The organism is Flavobacterium lipolyticum (assembly GCF_020905335.1).
GTDB lineage: Bacteria > Bacteroidota > Bacteroidia > Flavobacteriales > Flavobacteriaceae > Flavobacterium > Flavobacterium lipolyticum.
The window spans coordinates 2,200,412-2,218,817 of record NZ_JAJJMN010000001.1; the positions used below are offsets into that span (position 1 = coordinate 2,200,412).

Sequence of the window (18,406 nt, forward strand, 5' to 3'; positions counted from 1 at the left end):
TAGTTTTTAGAAAAAGAGGATATTCATTGCGAATATCCTCTTTTTTTGTCCCCTGTCATTTCGATTTTTATCATAGAAATTGAAATGACAATATTGAGGTCAAGACTAATGATCGCAGAAAAAAATCTGCAAAATCTGCAGGATCTGCGTGAAACAAAATGGGCTCGCTCTTTATCTAGAGTTTCTAAATTCTTTCAACACTTCATCAATAACCCAGGTTGTTCTGGCAGCAGAGGTTCCTTTTGATGGTGAGAAACCGTCTTTGCCTAAAATTTCAGCAACAACAGTTTCAACAAGTGGCAATTGAATGTGAAGCGGATTTTCGATCGTAATACTTTCTTTTTCACCATTTGCATACTGAATATGAATTGGGTCATTACCGAAAGTAGAGAACGAAATCTTTCCTTTGTCGCCTACAATATCAGTATTGTCGTAACGTTCAAAACTGGTAAAATTCCATAAGCCGGTTCCGTGGATTCCATTTTCGAATAAAAATGACATCGAAACCGAATCTTCTGCCGGATAGGCTTTGAGCTGTGAACTCGCATGCCCGCGGACTGATTTAATCGGACCAAATACAAAATCAAGAAAATCTAAGGTATGACAAGCCAAATCGACAAATATTCCGCCACCGGAAATGTGTGGTAAAACCGTCCAAGGTAAATTGATTTCGTCGTCGTAGCGCTTCTCAAACGGATGGTATAAAACACAATTTACATGTCTGACAGTTCCTATTTTACCTTGTTCTATAAGTTCTTTTATTTTCAGGAATCTTGGAAGGCTTCTTCTGTAATAAGCAACAAATAAAGGCACATTGTGTTCTTTACAAACGCTGATCATTTCGTTGCATTCTTCAAAATTTAAAGCCATTGGTTTCTCTACGTAGACAGGTTTCCCGGCCTTGGCACATAAAATAGTATATTCTTTATGGGAAGATGGAGGTGTAGCAATATAAACGGCATCAACTTCAGGATCATTAATTAAATCGATGGCGTTGGAGTACCATTTCGGAACATTATGACGTTTGGCGTAATCTTCGGCAAGAGCTGCGTCTCTGCGCATAACAGCAACTAAAGCTGAATTTGAAGCTTTCTGAAAAGCAGGACCGCTTTTAACTTCCGTTACATTTCCGCAACCTATAATTCCCCATTTTACAATTTTCATGTTTTAGATTTTAGTTTTTCAAATTTAGAAAGTTTGCCCTGAATTACACTAATTATTACTAATTCTTTGTGGTTAGAATAGTTGTTATGAATTATTTTTCACGCAGATTTAAAAGGATTTGAGCAGACACTCACAGATTTTTTTAAATTCAATTGGTTTGGATCTGCCTAAATCTGCAATATCTGCGTGAAATAAAAATAAAGCCACGAACTCACAAAATAATTCGTGAATTCGTGGCTAAAAAATTTAGCTTAAAGTATTACTTTTTTGGTAAAGCTTTAAAGCCCATATTGTAAAGTGTAAACGCTTGAACATCTACATTCTCCTGAATGGTTGCGGCAACAGATTTTCCTGCACCGTGACCTGCTTTTACGTCAATACGGATTAATACCGGATTTTCTCCTGTTTGTTTCTCTTGCAGCTCAGCAGCAAATTTAAAACTGTGTGCAGGAACTACACGGTCATCGTGATCACCTGTAGTTACCATAGTTGCAGGGTACTTAACGTCTTTTTTTACGTTTTGTACTGGTGAGTAACCTTTTAGGTATTCAAACATTTCTTTGTTATCCTGTGCGGTTCCGTAATCGTAAGCCCAACCTGCACCGGCAGTAAAAGTATGGTAACGTAACATGTCCATTACACCAACAGCTGGTAAAGCAACTTTCATTAAATCAGGACGCTGTGTCATGGTCGCTCCCACTAATAAACCTCCGTTAGAACCTCCGCGAATAGCAAGGAAGTCTGAAGAAGTATATTTTTGTGCAATTAAATATTCGCCAGCCGCAATAAAATCGTCAAATACATTTTGTTTTTGCAATTTAGTTCCGGCATCATGCCATTTTTTACCGTATTCACCACCACCTCTTAAATTGGCAACAGCATAAACGCCTCCGTTTTCTAACCAAACGGCATTTGCAATACTGAAACTAGGAGTTAAGCTAACGTTGAATCCGCCGTATCCATAAAGAATGGTTGGGTTTTTACCGTCTAATTTTAATCCTTTTTTATAAGTGATGATCATCGGAATTTTTGTTCCGTCTTTTGAAGTATAGAACACTTGTTTTGATTCGTAATCCTCGCTTTTAAAATCAACTTTTGGTTTTTGATAGATTTCAGATTTACCTGATTTTGGTTCAAATGAATAGATCGTTCCGGGAGTCGTGTAATTGGTAAAGCTGTAGTATAATGTTTTATCCTCCTTTTTGGCTCCAAATCCACCGGCACTACCTACTGCAGGAAGTTTGATTTCACGGATTAATTTTCCACTGTAATCGTATTGTTGTACAAATGAAACCGCGTCTTTGGTGTAATTAGCAAAGAAGAATCCTCCACCAGTCGAAGGAGATAAAATGTCCTTAGTTTCTTTAATGAAATCTTTCCAGTTTTCAGGTTTCGGATTGCTTATATCAACGGTTACAACACGAGTGTTTGGTGCATTTAGGTCAGTTTCAATAAATAATTTAGTTCCTTCATTCTCGATAATCTGATTGCTGCTGTTGAAATTGTCTACAATCGTTACAATAGGACTATTAGGTTTCGTTAAATCTTTGATAAACAACTCATTTCCGTAAGTAGAATTGGCTGCAGAAATTACCAGATATTTGTCGTCTTCTGTAACATATCCGCCAATATATCTGCGTTTTTGATCGGCTCCGTAAATCACTTTGTCTTCTTTTTGAGAAGTTCCCAGTTTGTGGAAATACAATTTATGCTGATCAGTTTTTGCTGATAATTCGCTTCCTTTTGGTTTGTCGTAACTAGAGTAATAAAAACCGTTGTTGCCATGCCATGAAACTCCGCTGAATTTTACGTCAACCAAAGTGTCTTCCAGAACTTTTTTCGTAATAGCATCAATAATGATTACTTTTCTCCAGTCGCTTCCTCCTTCAGAAATAGCATAAGCCGCTTTTGATCCATCTTTCGAGAAGTTTAATCCTCCAAGAGAAGTGGTACCGTCTTTAGAAAAAGTGTTCGGATCTAAGAAAACTTCTTCTTTACCGTCTTTTCCTTTTCTATAAACTACAGATTGATTCTGAAGTCCGTTGTTTTTAGAATAGTAAGTAAATTTTCCTTCTACAAATGGAGCACTGATTTTTTCATAGTTCCATAATTTTTCCATACGCTTTTTAAGTTCATCGCGGAATGGAATTTTATCTAAATAACCATAAGTTACTTCATTTTGAGCCTTTACCCAAGCTCCTGTTTCGGCCGATTTATCGTCTTCAAGCCAACGATACGGGTCGTTTACTTTAGTGTCAAAATACACATCAACCGTTTCGTCTTTTTTAGTTTGGGGATACTGAATTTTGCCTTGCCCGAACGAAATTCCTGCAGTTGTGATTGCCATTAGAAGAAATGTTTTTTTCATAATTTGTGTTTAACAGTTATAGCAAAAATAAAGTTTTTTGTGAGATGAGTAAGTATTTAACCGCAAAGCACACAAAGATTTTTTCTAATTGGAGTCATTAGAAAACGCAAAGTTCACAAAGCTTTGCGAACTTTGCGTTTTGATAAACTTTGCTATGTATAAAAAGCTTTGCGCACTTTGCGGTTAAACTAAAAATTATAAGTTGAAGTTAACTCCAAGGACAATATTTCGTCCTATGTTTGGTATACCGTCCGTTTTTAATCTTGACAGGTGAGCAATATATTTTTTATCCAATAAATTGTTTCCGTTTAGGTTAACATCAAAAGCATGTTTGCCTAGTTTTACTGTTCCACCAAAACCTAAATTCACTAAAGTATATCCTTTTGAAGCAGTTTCAAAACCGCTTACATTATTTTGGCTAAAAGTAGAAGAAACATTTAGAGAAGCATAGCCTTCTTCAAACCAATTTTTGATTTTGAATTCAGTTCGTAAAGTATTATTCCAGTTATTAGCAGGAATTAAAGGCAGGTAATCATTGTTTTGTTTTTTACCGGTTACCGTTTCAAAACTGGTTTCAAAATGCAGCCAGTCCAGCGGATGAGGGTGAAAGTGTAAACCTGCTTCACCTCCGTATAATTTGGCGTCATTCTGAATATAAGCAAAAACATCGTTGTTATCACGTACTTCGCCTGTTGGTGAAGTATAAATGTAGTTGTTTACATGATTGTAAAATCCGTTGATGAAAAACTCAAAATGGGTGTTTTTATATTCTAAGTTTAAATCGGTTTGAACGTTTTGCTCGTTTTTTAAAGTAGCATTTCCAACTTCATAACGGTTTGTTCCTTCGTGAACCCCGTTTGAAGTAAGCTCGGCTAAGTTTGGCGCTCTGAAACCTGTTGCTACATTCAGTCTCAGTGTTAAAGGTTCTGCAAGTTTGGTTTTATATCCCAAAGAAGCATTAAAACTGTCAAAGGAACGGTCTAAAGGCAGAAAATAACCTTCTTCACCTTCGGTACCGTGGGCTTCAGAAGTTACTTTTCGATTGTCAAAACGTAATCCGGCTTGTAAAACATTATTGTTCCATTCGTAATTTGCAGTTCCAAAAGCACCAAAGTCATTTGTGGTTGCATCCGGAATTAAATATTCTTCCCCGGAATTTTTATTAGTCTGATGCATTCCCTGAACCCCAACAATCGTTTCAATTTTACCGAATTTTGGAAAATGATATTTGGCATTGTAATTAAAAGTATTCAGTTTCATATGAAGTGCAGCAACATTACTGTCTTCAAATTCACTTCTGTCATTCGCAATGTAGCCTAAATCAACATCCAGTTTAGAGTTTTGAAAAAAGATCACATTGTTCAAACTCAATAAATGGTTGAAGATTCCTTGTCTTGGGAACATCGTATTTTTGCTTGATGACTGCTCTGCGATTCCTTCTTCGGGAATACCAATGTCGAGCTTGTTGTAATTGTAACGCAAAACACTTGAGAAACTAGAGTTGCTATATCCAACTCCGGTTTTAAAATCGGTTTCATTATAGCGGGTATTAGTTACACGATCACCGTCGGCAATTTTGTAATCAGAATGAGTATTAAAGCTTCCTCTGGCTAAGAATTTCCAGTTGTCTGTTGAAGTTTTTAAGCCAATAGAAGAATTACTTCCCTGTGTATTGGTGAAATATTTTTGACTAAAATTAGCTTTGAAGGTATTCGCATCGGCAAATTTTTCAGGATTAAAATACAAAACACCGCCTAAAGCATCAGATCCGTATAATAAAGAAGCCGGCCCTTTGATTACTTCGACACTTTCTATTCCGGCATCGTTAAGTCCCAGACCATGTTCGTCTCCAAATTGTTGATTTTCGATACGAACTCCTTGTGAGTATACTAAAACACGATTTCCGCTTAAACCTCTAATAACCGGTTTTCCAATAGAAGTTCCGGTAGAAATTTGAGAAACCCCCGGAATAGTTGCCAGACCTTCGATTAAAGTTGAAGTTCCTTTTTGCTGTAAGGTTTTAATGCTTTCATGTTCTACTTTCATTACGTTTTGCGATTGCAATTTGTTGAAAGGAGTTGAAACCACTACTTCATCCATTTCAAAAACAGATTCCGTAAGTGTAATGTCTAAAGTGTTTTCTTTTAATAGTTTAGAAATGGTCTTGCTTTGCGTAGTGTAACCTATAATAGTGAAGGAAATTCGGAAACTTCCGTTTGGAAGATTCTTAAATTCGTATTTTCCGTTTTCATCTGTTGTTGTTCCTTTGTGTAGTTCAGCTGCATAAACAGATACGCCGGCTAAGGGTTTGTTTTGAAGGTCGATAACAGTTCCCGATACCGAATTTTGAGCAGAAAGAATGCCCGTAAACCCTAAAATAAGGGCCAATATTAGTTTTTTCATTTGAAAATGATGCTATAGTTAATTGAATTTGTCTTCCAATCTGAAACTAAAATCAACGATGCAACCTGCCGAACCTGAAAGTTTCAGGATGGGGAAATTCACCAATTTTTTAGAATTAGATTAAAAAGAGTTTAAATGTATTTCGTGTGTTTCGAAATTTAGGCAACTATAGCTAGCGGAGGCCCCCTTAGTAAATAGGCACTCTCTGAAAACGAAAATAATCTTTCTGAAAGAGTAAAGAAGTATGGAATTTCGTTATCGAAATCGTGAAACTGAAGCGCAATTTCTTCCGGAACAATATAACTGCCAAAAGCAAAATGACAAACATAACATAAGTCATAATTATGGTGCTGGTGCGTTATTTCGCCACTTGGATCATTGTAATCGTGGTGGCATTGTTTTTCTGAAAGTTGCTTTACAATATGCTCATAACTGTGTATGGACTGAAAGAATATTGAGAACAATATCATCAGAACCAAAGAAACACTTAATATGAGTTGTTTTCTTTTCATTACACACAAAGGTATAAAAGATAGAAGGAAAATAGATTTATTTTTTAGATTCTGTTAACGATTCATTGAAAAAAGTTTAGAAAAGGCATTTTTTTTGGATCGAAAAGCGAATAATTACATTCAAATTGCTTCCTGAACTGGCATTATATTATATTTGTAAACCGTTGGGTGTAATTAACAAAAAAAATGACTTGACACATAGAAATATAGATTTTAGGTGTAAAAAAGAGGATTAAAAAAGAAATATATTTCTTTCACATAGTAAGATATGTGTGTTTAAATGAAGTGAAACGTCTTTTTTAGGAAAACAGAATCTATGTCACTATGTGTTGAAATGAATTATACTAAATTAGGTATTTGTAAGTGAAATAAAACTACCCTAAAAAACGTTTACTTGAAAAACTCTTTAAAACCAAAATACGATATGCGACTACTATTTAGCTGTTTGTTTTTAGTATCGTTTTTTAATTCTTTTGCTCAGGAAGTAAAGCCGGAGGTTAAACCAGAAGTGAAACCTGTTGTTAAAATAGATTCATTGTATCGGGAAGATCAGTTTTATTTCTCCGTTACCTATAATCTTCTGACTCAGATTCCACAAGGACTTAAACAGAATAAATTCTCTGTCGGGCTTTCTACCGGTTTTCTGCGTGATATGCCAATCAATAAAAGCAGAACGGTTGCCATTGCAGCGGGTTTGGGTTTGAGTTATCAAAATTATAATCAGAACCTGACTATTGCTAAAGGAGCAGATGGTGAGTTGATTTATGACGTAACCGATTATAATGATATCAAATCAAACCGATACAAGCAGTATATGGTTGATCTTCCGATAGAATTTCGTTGGAGAAATTCGACCTACGAAAGTTATAGATTCTGGAGGATTTACGGAGGATTCAAACTGAGCTATGTTTTTTCTAATAAGTCTCTTTTAGACACCGGAGAAGAGTCTCATAAAATTTCGAACAATCCTGATATAAACAGGCTTCAGTACAGCGTATATTTGGCTGTTGGTTATAACACCTGGAATCTTTACCTCAATTATGGATTAAACCCTTTGTTTAAAAATGTAACAACGGTTTCAGGACAAAATATTAATGTAAGAACGCTGAATGCGGGATTGATTTTCTACATTTTATAGCCATAAATACAGAAACAATAACTGCGGTAAAATTCCAATAAAAGTTCCAATCACTAACTCATTAGGAGAATGGGCTTCCATTTCTAAGCGTGATGAAGCGACAATTCCCGTCATTAAAATCAGGAAAGCACTCCAGTAAGGATTTTGCAATTGAAGATGTGTGTTCAGTCCAATTACAAAAATGGTGAATCCGCTAAGGGCCATCATGTGTAAGCTTGCTTTTATTTTGAACAGCGAGTAAATCAGAGCCAGAATGGTACTGAACAAAGCGCCCAGAAAAAAGAAATGCAATTCAGGATAACGGCTAATGACGATGCTTCGTTTTACCAGTAAAATATACAAAAAGCACTGTAAAATCAGAGGGATTTTGCGTTGTGAAGTTTCGTGTATCATAATAGAATTCACACGCCCCGTCGAACGTAGTAAAAGATAAAACAGTATGGGTACTAAAATGGTGATGATCAGAATTTGAAGCAGCACATAATATTTTTCCTGAGTACTAAAGAGATCGTGTTTGAAGAAAAGATAAAACAAGGTGGCATACATCGATATAAAAATCGGATGAAAGATATAGGAGAATATAGGCAGGATTCTTTTCAAAACGTTGTATTTAGTGGTGTTAAGCAAATATAAACAAATAATGTTTTTTTGCTACGAATCGTGTGAATTAGCAGGAGTTAAAATTCGTGCAATTCGCGACAAACTTTTTAGTAATCTGTGGCAAAAAGTGCCACAAAGAATTAGTGAAAATTTGTGAAATTCATGGTAAACCTTTTTTTAAATTTGACAAAAAGAAAATCTTAATGAGCATAAATGTAAAAAGCCTTATCCCGGTTCTCAATGCCGAATGGACAGGTTCAGATTCTGATGTTTTTGTTGACCATATTTCGATCGACAGCCGTTCTCTGCAAAACGGTTCCAAAACTTTGTTTATTGCCCTGTCGGGGATTAATAATGATGCTCATTTGTATATTGCAGAATTGATAGAAAAAGGAGTTCAGAATTTTGTAGTACAGCATATTCCTGAAGATGTAAAAGGAAAAGCCAGTTTTTTGGTGGTCAAAAATACACTACAGGCTTTGCAGGAATTTGCAGGTTATTACAGAGATTTGTTTCATTTCCCTATTATCGGATTGACCGGAAGTAATGGCAAAACGATAGTAAAGGAATGGCTTAATTTCTTGTTGAGTCCGGACTTTAATATTATCCGAAGTCCTAAAAGTTACAACTCTCAGGTAGGCGTTCCGTTGTCTGTAATTGCTATTAATGAAAAACATAATCTGGGAATTTTCGAAGCCGGAATATCTACGGTTAATGAAATGGTGAAACTCGAAAGAATCATTAAACCTAATATTGGAGTTTTAACCAGTATTGGTTCGGCACATGATGAAGGATTTAAAAATCTGGAAGAGAAAATAGACGAAAAGTTACTGCTTTTTAAAAACTCGACCGTTATTATTTATCAGAACAACAAGCTTGTAGACGAAGGTCTTGCGAAGTTAAGTCTGGACTATCTTTTACCGGAACGAGTACTTTTTTCATGGAGTTTCACTGATGAGTCGGCAGATGTTTTTGTCGTGAAACGTGTTAATGAGGACGAAACGACCAGTATTCAGGCCCGTTATAAAAATGAAATTTTTGATCTAGAAATTCCATTCAGTGATTCCGCTTCCATAGAAAATGCGATTTCCTGTCTCTTGGTTTTGCTTTACATGAAGTACGATGCCGAAACCATTCAAAATCGATTTCAGAATTTATACCCCGTGCAAATGCGTTTGGAGGTTAAAAACGGAATCAACAATTGTAGTATTGTCGATGACAGTTACAGCTCAGACTTTCAGTCACTCAAGATAGCATTGGATTTTTTAGAGAGTCAGCAGAAAAAGAACGCGTCAAAAACAGTTATTCTGTCGGATATTTTCCAAAGCGGATTTTCAAATGAAGAATTGTACACCAAAGTAGCACAGTTGATTGCGGATAATAAAATAAACCGTGTCATTGGAATAGGAGAAACTATTTCTTCCTTTGCCGCTAAATTCTCAAACTGTATTACTTTTCCCAATACAGCTGAATTTATTGCGCAAATGGAGGGTCTGAATTTCGAAAATGAAGCCATTTTAATTAAAGGAGCGAGATCGTTTCAGTTTGAAGAAATTGTGTCATTACTCGAAGAAAAAACGCATGAAACGATTCTGGAGATCAATCTGAATTCGATTAGCCACAATCTGAATTACTATAAATCGAAATTAGCGGCTAACGTTAAGCTAATGGTGATGGTGAAAGCATTTGGTTATGGAAACGGCGGACTTGAAATTGCAAAACTGCTCGAACATCACAAAGTAGATTATTTGGGTGTGGCTTTTGCCGATGAAGGAATCTCTCTAAAAAATGGTGGAATAAAACTACCAATTATGGTGCTGAATCCGGAATCGACCAGTTTTCCTTCGATTATACAATACCATTTAGAGCCAGAGATATATAGTGTCAAAGGATTAAAAGCATTTTTGAAAATTGCAAGAGAAAAGAACCTCAAAGATTTTCCGATTCACATAAAGCTGGATACCGGAATGCATCGTTTGGGTTTTGAAGAAAATACACTGGAGGAATTGATTGAAACTCTCAGAGGAAATTCGACCGTAAAAGTAAAAAGCGTGCTGTCGCATTTGGCAACAAGTGACGAAGTGAAGCATTTTGATTTTGTGAGATCCCAGATTCACCTGTTTGAAAATTTGTCTTTAAAATTGATTACGGCTTTGGATATTAATCCGATTCGTCATATACTGAATACTTCCGGAATAAGTAATTTTCCCGACGCGCAATACAATATGGTACGTTTAGGAATTGGTTTGTATGGAGTTTCGAACGATCCTGCTGAGCAAAAATATCTGGAAAATGTAGGTACTCTGAAATCAATTATCTCTCAGGTACGAACAATTCCGGGAGGAGACAGCGTTGGTTACGGACGTCGTTTTATGGCAGATAAACAAACCAGAGTTGCCACCATACCCATTGGATATGCAGATGGAATTTCGCGCTTGTGGGGAAATAAAGTAGGGTATGTGGTGATTAAGGATCAAAAAGCATTTATTTTAGGAAGTGTTTGTATGGACATGCTCATGGTCGATGTCACCGATATCGATTGTAAAGAAGGTGACTCGGTAATTGTTTTTGGAGAAAGTCCAACGGTTATTGAAATGGCAACTGCTTTAAAAACAATACCGTATGAAATTATGACCAGCATATCACAACGGGTGAAAAGAGTGTTTTTTAGATAATTTTAACAAATTGTCAATAAAATTACGTATTTTCGAAAATCAATTAAGTATAAACTAAAATAATCGATTATGGGATTTTTTGCAGATTTTAAAGCTTCTTTGCTGAAAGGTGATGTGTTGAGTTTAGCAACAGCAGTTGTTATTGGTGGCGCATTTGGAAAAATAGTGGGTTCTGCTGTAGACGATATTATTATGCCAGTTGTTGGTTTACTTACGGGGGGAATTGATTTTACTCAAAAATTTGTTACGCTCGATGGTAATAGTTATCCCAATTTAGCTGCTGCTAAAGCTGCCGGAGCCGCAGTAATTACCTATGGAAATTTGGTTCAGGCAATCATTAACTTCGTAATTATATCATTTTTTGTATTTGTGGTATTAAGAGCTGCTGAAAAGGCTAAGAAAAAAGAAACAGTAGTTGAGGCGGCACCTGCCGGTCCAACTCAAGAAGAACTACTTACGCAAATTAGAGATTTGCTTAAAAAATAATTCCGCTACACTAAGTCTAACTAAACCGTTCCTTAATTGGGGCGGTTTTTTTTACTATTTGTTTGTTTTGTAACATTTTGTTATTTTTTGTGAAGCACGTTGTTTTGACTTTTATTATGTATACTTTTGCATAACAAAATAAATTAATTCATACTAAACATATAAAAATGAGAATAGCAGTCGTAGGTGCCACTGGTATGGTTGGCGAAGTAATGCTTAAAGTTTTAGCAGAAAGAAATTTTCCTGTTACAGAGTTAATTCCGGTAGCTTCTGAGAAATCAGTAGGAAAAGAAATTGAATATAAAGGAACAAAATACAAAGTGGTAGGACTGCAGACCGCAGTGGATATGAAAGCTGATATTGCTGTTTTTTCGGCAGGTGGTGAAACTTCGCTGGAATGGGCTCCAAAATTTGCTGCAGCCGGTACAACGGTTATTGACAATTCATCAGCATGGAGAATGGACCCGACTAAAAAATTAGTGGTTCCTGAAATCAACGCTTCGACTTTAACCAAAGAAGATAAAATTATCGCAAACCCAAACTGTTCAACCATCCAAATGGTGTTGACTTTGGCTCCATTGCACAGAAAATACAATATTAAGAGAATTATAGTTTCTACCTATCAATCGATCACCGGAACGGGTGTGAAAGCGGTAAGACAGTTAGAAAATGAGTACGCCGGAGTTCAGGGCGAATTGGCTTATAAATATCCAATTCACAGAAATGCTATTCCACATTGCGACAGTTTTGAGGAAAACGGATACACTAAAGAAGAAATGAAACTAGTTCGTGAAACTCAAAAAATTCTTGGCGATAATACGATCAGAGTAACCGCTACTGCAGTTCGTGTGCCTGTTGTGGGCGGACACAGTGAGGCCGTAAACGTTGAGTTTACGAATGATTTTGATGTAAATGAAGTACGTGAAATTTTACACCATACAGATGGAGTAGTAGTTCAGGATAACTTAGATACTTTTACGTACCCAATGCCATTGTTTGCAGAAGGTAAAAATGATGTTTTTGTAGGTAGAATTCGTCGTGACGAAAGCCAGCCAAACACTTTAAACCTATGGATTGTTGCTGATAACCTTAGAAAAGGAGCTGCAACAAATACGATTCAAATCGCTGAGTATTTAATCGCGGCAGGTTTGGTATAAACAGAGATTAAATAAAATTGTTATAAAGAGAAAGCCGTAATTGCAGCAATGCAGTTGCGGTTTTTTTGATGCATAAACTTAAAAATTATAAATTAGCTGTTGTAAAAATCAATGATATGAATTTCGATAACTATAAAATAATAGCCAATTACAATACCTGTAAAACAGACTTGTTTGTAGCGGATGAAGAAGAGATTCTGGCTTGTGAGAAAACGCTAAATATTCTTTTTGATGAAGATTACAAAGCGTATGTTTCAGAATTCGGAAGCGGAATACTTGGAGGGACCTACGTACGGATTTATCTTCCCGAAACAATAATGCTGACACTTGACGAGTGGAGAAAGCGTATAACAGAATATTGGTTCTGGGATGAAGGAAAGGACGTGCTTACGAAAGAAGAAGTTTTGAATTCCGTAAGAATAGGAGACACGTACGATGGCGATGAGATTATTCTTTTAAAAAACGAGTACTTTGTACTGCCAAGACATAGTGAAATGATCTATAAAGCAGGAACTACACTTGAAGAAACAATCACCTGGTTGTGTTCGTCGGGAATTCTGACGGAAGCATTTTCTGAAAGAAATTTTGAACCATTTAATCCGGGAGAAATTACGGAATAATTAATAAAAAAAGCTTTTATAATTATGGAATTACCTAGGTTTAAATATAGTCCTAATGCATACGAAATAGATGTTTTTACTGAAGAAGAAGGAATTTGTTCAATTTGTAGTGTAAAAAGAAACTTAAAATATACAGGTTCTTTTTACAGCATTGAAGAACCAGAATATATTTGTCCATGGTGTATTCATGATGGGAGTGTATCAAAAAAGTATAATGGAGAGTTTAATGATTATAGCGGTATTGAAAAGATATCTCCAGATCCTTCAATTCAAAGTAAAATCAATATTTCTGAGAAGCACTTATTGGAGGTATGCGAAAGAACCCCCAGCTACGTAAGCTGGCAACAAGAAGTATGGCTAACGCATTGTAATGAGCCGTGTGCTTTTATTGGTTATGCAAACAATAAAATTATCGAACCGTTTTTAGATGAGCTTAAAGAAGATATTGAGGTAAATATTGGTTACGATCCAGAGCTTATTCGTAAGTACTTAACAACTGACGGAAGCCTGGTCGGTTACTTATTTCAATGTGTAAACTGTGGACAGCATAGACTACATGCAGACTCTGATTAAGTAAGTCTGTAGATTAGTTTGTGTAACAGCTATAAAAAAAGCGAGAATTTTACTTCTCGCTTTTTTGTATTTAATATTCCGGGGCCAGTTCTAATTCCAGGCCTTCTAATTCTTCAGTAATAGGGATCTGACAACCTAAACGGCTATTAGATTTAACATAAAACGCTTCCGAAAGCATAGCTTCTTCTTCATCTCCCATTTCCGGTAATGCAACATCATTTAGAACGTAACACTGGCAAGAGGCACACATTGCCATTCCTCCGCAAGTTCCTTCAACAGGAAGTTCGTATGCTTTGCATAACTCCATTATGTTCATTGCCATATCAGTCGGAGCTTGTAATTCGTGTATAACTCCTTCTCGATCTTTAATCTTTATTAATACATCCATTTTAATTAGTGGAATTTTACGGGTTCGGATCTTATAACGTGAAAAAATCCTTAAATTATATTAACTGTTTTTGATACTAAATGCGTATTCTTTTTTGTTACCTTCTTTAAGGTGCATTTTTACCCCAAGAGTATTTCCGTTTTTCTCTAATATCGTTACTATGGCAATTACAGAATAATAATCTTTATCAGATTGAAAAACCAAAGTTCCTTCATAGGTTGAATTCATTACTCCCTGTTTGTCTGTGGTAACAGATACTTTTCTCGGGTGAGAGAATTGTGCAACACTATAAGTTGCTTTGTTGGCAAACTTTGCTTTTCCGCCACAAATGTCGAACAGAAAATCATAGTTTCCAATTCTCAGGCTTCCTTCTTCTTCGTTGGCATTAGTCGAAAATACAATCTGACCTGTGTATTTAAAATCCGACCATTCTTCAGAATCATTTAGCCAAGCTTTGTCAACAACTAACGTTTGAGTGGTTTGTTGCGCATAATTTACAGAAACACAAAATAATAATAAAAACAGAGCGTAAAACTTCTTCATAAAATTTAAGATTTAAGGGTTATGTGACAAATTTAATTAAATAAGTGACAATTCCTTAACTAAAACTCTTAAATATTTGTATTATATTTTGCTAAAAACGCAACAACCCGTTTATTTAGCACTGTTTTTTTGCGAAATTATAAATTAAACGATATAAGGCGCTATTATTCTTGTTAAATCGATGAAATCGAATTGCTGAGAAAAATCGCGTTTTTATTACATTATATTAACCACCGTTTCTATTTGTGGGGCATATTTTTTTATAGTGGTCTCAACTCCTGCTTTTAGCGTCATTTGATTTACACTGCAGCTGATACATGCTCCTTCAAGACGAACTTTAACGTGTTTGTCATCTTCTATAGAAATAAGCGTAATGTCTCCTCCATCAGAATTTAAAAAAGGTCTGATTTCGTCAAGAGCTAATAATACGTTGCTTGTTAATTCTTCTGTTGTCATAATTTTATCAATTAGAAAATTGGTCAATTAGAAAATTAGACAATTGTATGCATTATCTAATTTTCTAATTATCTCATTATCTCATTATATTAATTTTTTTTAACCGCTGAACATCCCGCCATAGTTGTAATTTTTATGGCTTCAGTCGCAGGTAAACTATCGTTTCGGTTTACAGTTTCCTGTACAACATTACGTGTAATTCCTTCAAAAACGGTTTCGATTACCGAAGCAGTTTGTAAAGCAGCCGGACGACCGTAATCACCAGCTTCACGAATAGATTGTACAATTGGAACTTCTCCTAAAAAAGGAACGTTTAAGTCTTCGGCAAGATTTTTTGCTCCTTCTTGTCCAAAGATATAATATTTATTGTCAGGTAATTCTTCGGGTGTAAAATAAGCCATATTTTCTATGATTCCCAAAACAGGTACATTGATGTTGTCCTGCATGAACATCGCTACTCCTTTTTTAGCATCGGCTAAAGCCACAGCCTGAGGAGTACTTACTACTACAGCTCCTGTAATTGGCAGCGATTGCATAATCGAAAGATGAATATCTCCCGTTCCCGGAGGTAAATCGATCAACATAAAATCTAATTCTCCCCAATCGGCATCAAAAATCATTTGATTCAGTGCTTTTGCAGCCATTGGACCTCTCCAGATCACAGCCTGACTTGGCGCTGTAAAGAAACCGATAGAAAGTATTTTGATTTCATAGCTTTCAATAGGTTTCATTTTTGATTTTCCGTCAACAGTAATCGAAACCGGTTTTTCGTTTTCAACGTCAAACATAATTGGCATCGATGGTCCGTAGATATCGGCATCAAGAACTCCAACTGAAAAGCCCATTTTGGCAAGTGTTACAGCAAGATTTGCGGTAACAGTCGATTTTCCAACTCCTCCCTTACCGGAAGCAACTGCAATAATATTTTTGATTCCAGGGATAGCACGACCTTTAATTTCGTTTTTCTCCGGAGTTTCTACTTTAATATTTACTTTGATTTTAGCTTCAGGGGATACCAATTCATGGATTGTTTTTTTGATATCATCTTCTGCTCTTTTTTTGATGTGCATTGCCGGTGTATGCAACACCAGGTCTACCACAACTTCATCACCAAAAGTAATGACATTGGCAACGGCGCCGCTTTCAACCATATTTTTTCCTTCTCCCGCTATAGTAATTGTTTCTAGAGCTTTAAGAATTTCTTTTCTGTCTAATTTCATTTTAATGGACTATTTTCGATTGATCGAAATTGATTTAAAGTATTGTATTTATTTAAACTGATTTCAGACTGCAAAGATAACAGATTATGTTCGGATTCAAACCCTTTTTGGATTGTATTTATTGATATTGAGATTGCTCAAAACGATTCTTATAGGCTGTTTTTGATTTCAAAATCAGAAAAAAGATAAACTTTGCTTCGTTTATAGGTTAAGATTCATAAAAAACTTAACAGCGAAAGAGTGTAAAATTAAGAATAAGACCGTTAAAATGTCAATAATCTTAGCTATATTTGAGTTCCCTAAATTTGCGATTTCCAAATATTCTGAAAAATATACGAGAATTTGTCTTTGGGGACAATTATAGGTTTTCGGTATTTTCTGAATAGAATTTAATCTTAAAATTTAAATCTGAAAAATATGCGAAATTTTACTTCTTCATCTGTAATTATTGCTATTAGTTTTTTACTGCTTTCTTTCGGATCTTCCGCTAAAGAGAGCCCTGTAAATCACAAATTCAAAGCGTTTGATAATGTTTCTGCATCGAATAGATATCTTTTTAAAACCGCTGTTGATGCGGCAGCAATCAGTCAGTTTTACAAAAAGTATCCCAATTTAAAAAAATATCAGAATGACGTTTTGGATCTGTATAAGAAAAAGGAATACAAAACGATCTGGTACGATGATAAAAGTGTGAGCGAATTTGGTGCGTTGCTGTATCATAAGGTACGCTTGTTAAATGAGCAGGGAATTAAAGCTACGATGCCTTATATGAATTTGGTAGATGATGTTTTTAACGAGAACGTAACGAATGATCTTCCGGAAATTGATACAGAATTGTTGCTGTCTAATATGTATGTGTTTTATGCGAGCAACGTTTATTCGGGAGTTGATCCGGCTACACTAAAAAAAATTGGATGGTTTCTTCCTGCAAAAACTATTTCTTACTCTAAAATATTAGATTCGCTGATGGTTGACCCTGGACGACTGAATAAAGACGAGGATCTTTTGTTTGGACAGTACTACAAACTTAAATCAGTATTGAAAAGGTACAGAAACATTGAGAAAAACAATCAATGGACAAAAATTGATATTGACAGTATAAATTATAAAGACCTGAAGCCTTTTGATAGTGGCGTTGCCATCAAGCAAATCAGACAGCGATTGTTTGTAGTGGGAGATTTGGCACAAGATTCTAAAAGAGATGTGTATGACGAGGAGATGATGGCCGGAATTTTAAAGTATAAAAAAAGGTACGGACTTAAACTGAATTATACCTTAACCCGTGATCATATCAATCAGATGAATGAACCCATTGGTAATCGTATCAAAACGATCATGCTGAATATGGAGCGCTGCCGATGGATACCCGCTTCACTAGCAAAGGCCAGCGAGTATATCATGGTTAATATTCCATCCTTCAGGCTGATTTATGTGAAAAATGGTAAATATGAACTCGTTTCGGATGTCTTTGTGGGAACCCGAATGACCGAGACCGTAATTTTTAGTGGTAATATGGATCGAATTGTATTTAGTCCGTATTGGTATGTTCCGCAGAGCATCATCAAAAATGAGCTGAAGCTGAAAATGGCAGAAGATAAAAACTATCTGGCCGATCATAATATGGAATGGAACGGAGGCAATGTAAGACAAAAACCGGGACCTAAAAACTCTTTAGGATTAGTTAAATTCATGTTTCCAAATCCAAATGACATTTACCTGCACGATACCCCTGCGAAAAGTTTGTTTGATTTCGAAAAACGTATTTTCAGCCATGGCTGTATTAATGTTAAAGAGGCAAAACCATTGGCTTTGGCTATTTTGAAAGACAATCCCGACTGGCCGGTAGATAAAATCGATAAAGCAATGAGCGGTGAAAAAGAAACCACTTGTATGCTGAAAACCAAAATTCCAATTTATATCGGATACTTTACCGCCTGGGTAACGGATGACGGGGAGATTGGTTTTTATCCTGATGTTTACGACAGAGATAAACAACTGGATAAATTATTGTATTCCGATTCAGTTGTTTCGAAATAAAAAAAAGAAACCCGCCAGATCAATATGATTTGGCGGGTTTTAAAAAAATGGTCTACAAGTTTATAT

At 35.7% G+C, this 18,406-nt stretch carries 16 protein-coding genes; 7 read left to right on the top strand and 9 right to left on the bottom strand.

Annotated features, from left to right (window positions below; all coding sequences use genetic code 11):
• Positions 1 to 171: 171 nt before the first annotated feature.
• The 4 genes from LNQ34_RS09745 to LNQ34_RS09760 all read right to left on the bottom strand — a co-directional run bounded on the left by LNQ34_RS09745 (position 172) and on the right by LNQ34_RS09760 (position 6,447).
• On the bottom strand, positions 172 to 1,164 hold the full coding sequence (locus LNQ34_RS09745) for a Gfo/Idh/MocA family protein (protein ID WP_229999460.1): 993 nt from the start codon (positions 1,162 to 1,164) through the stop codon (positions 172 to 174).
• A gap of 259 nt (positions 1,165 to 1,423) precedes the next feature.
• Positions 1,424 to 3,532: a prolyl oligopeptidase family serine peptidase gene (locus LNQ34_RS09750; protein ID WP_229999462.1), complete on the bottom strand. Its 2,109-nt coding sequence runs from the start codon at positions 3,530 to 3,532 to the stop codon at positions 1,424 to 1,426.
• A 195-nt stretch (positions 3,533 to 3,727) separates the two neighbouring features.
• The gene (locus tag LNQ34_RS09755) at positions 3,728 to 5,935 is read right to left on the bottom strand and encodes a TonB-dependent receptor (protein ID WP_229999464.1); all 2,208 of its coding nucleotides are present in this window, start codon (positions 5,933 to 5,935) and stop codon (positions 3,728 to 3,730) included.
• A 158-nt stretch (positions 5,936 to 6,093) separates the two neighbouring features.
• Positions 6,094 to 6,447 (bottom strand): hypothetical protein, encoded by a 354-nt coding sequence (locus LNQ34_RS09760; RefSeq protein ID WP_229999466.1) that lies wholly within the window; start codon positions 6,445 to 6,447, stop codon positions 6,094 to 6,096.
• Positions 6,448 to 6,871: 424 nt separating this feature from the next.
• On the opposite strand from LNQ34_RS09760, the gene LNQ34_RS09765 reads away from it, so the two are divergent.
• Positions 6,872 to 7,585: a porin family protein gene (locus LNQ34_RS09765; RefSeq protein WP_202702162.1), complete on the top strand. Its 714-nt coding sequence runs from the start codon at positions 6,872 to 6,874 to the stop codon at positions 7,583 to 7,585.
• On the opposite strand, the gene LNQ34_RS09770 is transcribed toward LNQ34_RS09765, so the two are convergent.
• Complete coding sequence (locus LNQ34_RS09770) at positions 7,580 to 8,185, bottom strand: hypothetical protein (RefSeq protein WP_229999468.1); 606 nt, start codon at positions 8,183 to 8,185, stop codon at positions 7,580 to 7,582. The genes LNQ34_RS09765 and LNQ34_RS09770 overlap by 6 nt on opposite strands.
• Before the next feature lie 203 nt (positions 8,186 to 8,388).
• Here LNQ34_RS09770 and LNQ34_RS09775 point away from each other — a divergent pair, with 203 nt between their 5' ends.
• The 5 genes from LNQ34_RS09775 (at position 8,389) to LNQ34_RS09795 (ending at position 13,696) form a co-directional block, all read left to right on the top strand.
• The gene (locus tag LNQ34_RS09775) at positions 8,389 to 10,860 is read left to right on the top strand and encodes a bifunctional UDP-N-acetylmuramoyl-tripeptide:D-alanyl-D-alanine ligase/alanine racemase (protein ID WP_229999470.1); all 2,472 of its coding nucleotides are present in this window, start codon (positions 8,389 to 8,391) and stop codon (positions 10,858 to 10,860) included.
• Positions 10,861 to 10,929: 69 nt separating this feature from the next.
• Complete coding sequence (gene mscL / locus LNQ34_RS09780; protein ID WP_202702146.1) at positions 10,930 to 11,346, top strand: large conductance mechanosensitive channel protein MscL; 417 nt, start codon at positions 10,930 to 10,932, stop codon at positions 11,344 to 11,346.
• Positions 11,347 to 11,513: 167 nt separating this feature from the next.
• Positions 11,514 to 12,503 (top strand): aspartate-semialdehyde dehydrogenase, encoded by a 990-nt coding sequence (locus LNQ34_RS09785; protein WP_017494688.1) that lies wholly within the window; start codon positions 11,514 to 11,516, stop codon positions 12,501 to 12,503.
• A gap of 116 nt (positions 12,504 to 12,619) precedes the next feature.
• On the top strand, positions 12,620 to 13,123 hold the full coding sequence (locus LNQ34_RS09790; RefSeq protein WP_202702147.1) for an SMI1/KNR4 family protein: 504 nt from the start codon (positions 12,620 to 12,622) through the stop codon (positions 13,121 to 13,123).
• Between the two features lie 24 nt (positions 13,124 to 13,147).
• Positions 13,148 to 13,696 carry a CbrC family protein gene (locus LNQ34_RS09795; protein ID WP_202702148.1) on the top strand — a complete coding sequence of 183 codons (549 nt, stop codon included), beginning with the start codon at positions 13,148 to 13,150 and terminating at the stop codon, positions 13,694 to 13,696.
• Between the two features lie 70 nt (positions 13,697 to 13,766).
• On the opposite strand, the gene LNQ34_RS09800 is transcribed toward LNQ34_RS09795, so the two are convergent.
• From LNQ34_RS09800 to LNQ34_RS09815, 4 genes are all read right to left on the bottom strand, one after another.
• Positions 13,767 to 14,084 carry a 2Fe-2S iron-sulfur cluster-binding family protein gene (locus LNQ34_RS09800; protein ID WP_012023404.1) on the bottom strand — a complete coding sequence of 106 codons (318 nt, stop codon included), beginning with the start codon at positions 14,082 to 14,084 and terminating at the stop codon, positions 13,767 to 13,769.
• 60 nt (positions 14,085 to 14,144) lie between these two features.
• Positions 14,145 to 14,627: a hypothetical protein gene (locus LNQ34_RS09805; RefSeq protein ID WP_202702149.1), complete on the bottom strand. Its 483-nt coding sequence runs from the start codon at positions 14,625 to 14,627 to the stop codon at positions 14,145 to 14,147.
• Between the two features lie 216 nt (positions 14,628 to 14,843).
• Positions 14,844 to 15,083 carry a NifU family protein gene (locus LNQ34_RS09810; protein ID WP_017494691.1) on the bottom strand — a complete coding sequence of 80 codons (240 nt, stop codon included), beginning with the start codon at positions 15,081 to 15,083 and terminating at the stop codon, positions 14,844 to 14,846.
• A gap of 89 nt (positions 15,084 to 15,172) precedes the next feature.
• Positions 15,173 to 16,303 (bottom strand): Mrp/NBP35 family ATP-binding protein, encoded by a 1,131-nt coding sequence (locus tag LNQ34_RS09815; RefSeq protein WP_017494692.1) that lies wholly within the window; start codon positions 16,301 to 16,303, stop codon positions 15,173 to 15,175.
• A gap of 417 nt (positions 16,304 to 16,720) precedes the next feature.
• On the opposite strand from LNQ34_RS09815, the gene LNQ34_RS09820 reads away from it, so the two are divergent.
• Positions 16,721 to 18,340: a L,D-transpeptidase family protein gene (locus LNQ34_RS09820; protein WP_229999472.1), complete on the top strand. Its 1,620-nt coding sequence runs from the start codon at positions 16,721 to 16,723 to the stop codon at positions 18,338 to 18,340.
• Positions 18,341 to 18,406 lie beyond the last annotated feature (66 nt).

What these genes read in the sequence shown, in the direction of transcription:
- LNQ34_RS09760 (WP_229999466.1), bottom strand. Translation starts at nt 6,447, where the DNA reads ATGAAAAGAAAACAACTCATATTAAGTGTTTCTTTGGTTCTGATGATA.
- LNQ34_RS09765 (WP_202702162.1), top strand. Translation starts at nt 6,872, where the DNA reads ATGCGACTACTATTTAGCTGTTTGTTTTTAGTATCGTTTTTTAATTCT.
- LNQ34_RS09785 (WP_017494688.1), top strand. Translation starts at nt 11,514, where the DNA reads ATGAGAATAGCAGTCGTAGGTGCCACTGGTATGGTTGGCGAAGTAATG.
- LNQ34_RS09810 (WP_017494691.1), bottom strand. Translation starts at nt 15,083, where the DNA reads ATGACAACAGAAGAATTAACAAGCAACGTATTATTAGCTCTTGACGAA.
- LNQ34_RS09775 (WP_229999470.1), top strand. Translation starts at nt 8,389, where the DNA reads ATGAGCATAAATGTAAAAAGCCTTATCCCGGTTCTCAATGCCGAATGG.
- mscL (WP_202702146.1), top strand. Translation starts at nt 10,930, where the DNA reads ATGGGATTTTTTGCAGATTTTAAAGCTTCTTTGCTGAAAGGTGATGTG.
- LNQ34_RS09815 (WP_017494692.1), bottom strand. Translation starts at nt 16,303, where the DNA reads ATGAAATTAGACAGAAAAGAAATTCTTAAAGCTCTAGAAACAATTACT.
- LNQ34_RS09790 (WP_202702147.1), top strand. Translation starts at nt 12,620, where the DNA reads ATGAATTTCGATAACTATAAAATAATAGCCAATTACAATACCTGTAAA.
- LNQ34_RS09805 (WP_202702149.1), bottom strand. Translation starts at nt 14,627, where the DNA reads ATGAAGAAGTTTTACGCTCTGTTTTTATTATTATTTTGTGTTTCTGTA.
- LNQ34_RS09745 (WP_229999460.1), bottom strand. Translation starts at nt 1,164, where the DNA reads ATGAAAATTGTAAAATGGGGAATTATAGGTTGCGGAAATGTAACGGAA.
- LNQ34_RS09820 (WP_229999472.1), top strand. Translation starts at nt 16,721, where the DNA reads ATGCGAAATTTTACTTCTTCATCTGTAATTATTGCTATTAGTTTTTTA.
- LNQ34_RS09755 (WP_229999464.1), bottom strand. Translation starts at nt 5,935, where the DNA reads ATGAAAAAACTAATATTGGCCCTTATTTTAGGGTTTACGGGCATTCTT.
- LNQ34_RS09750 (WP_229999462.1), bottom strand. Translation starts at nt 3,532, where the DNA reads ATGAAAAAAACATTTCTTCTAATGGCAATCACAACTGCAGGAATTTCG.
- LNQ34_RS09800 (WP_012023404.1), bottom strand. Translation starts at nt 14,084, where the DNA reads ATGGATGTATTAATAAAGATTAAAGATCGAGAAGGAGTTATACACGAA.
- LNQ34_RS09795 (WP_202702148.1), top strand. Translation starts at nt 13,148, where the DNA reads ATGGAATTACCTAGGTTTAAATATAGTCCTAATGCATACGAAATAGAT.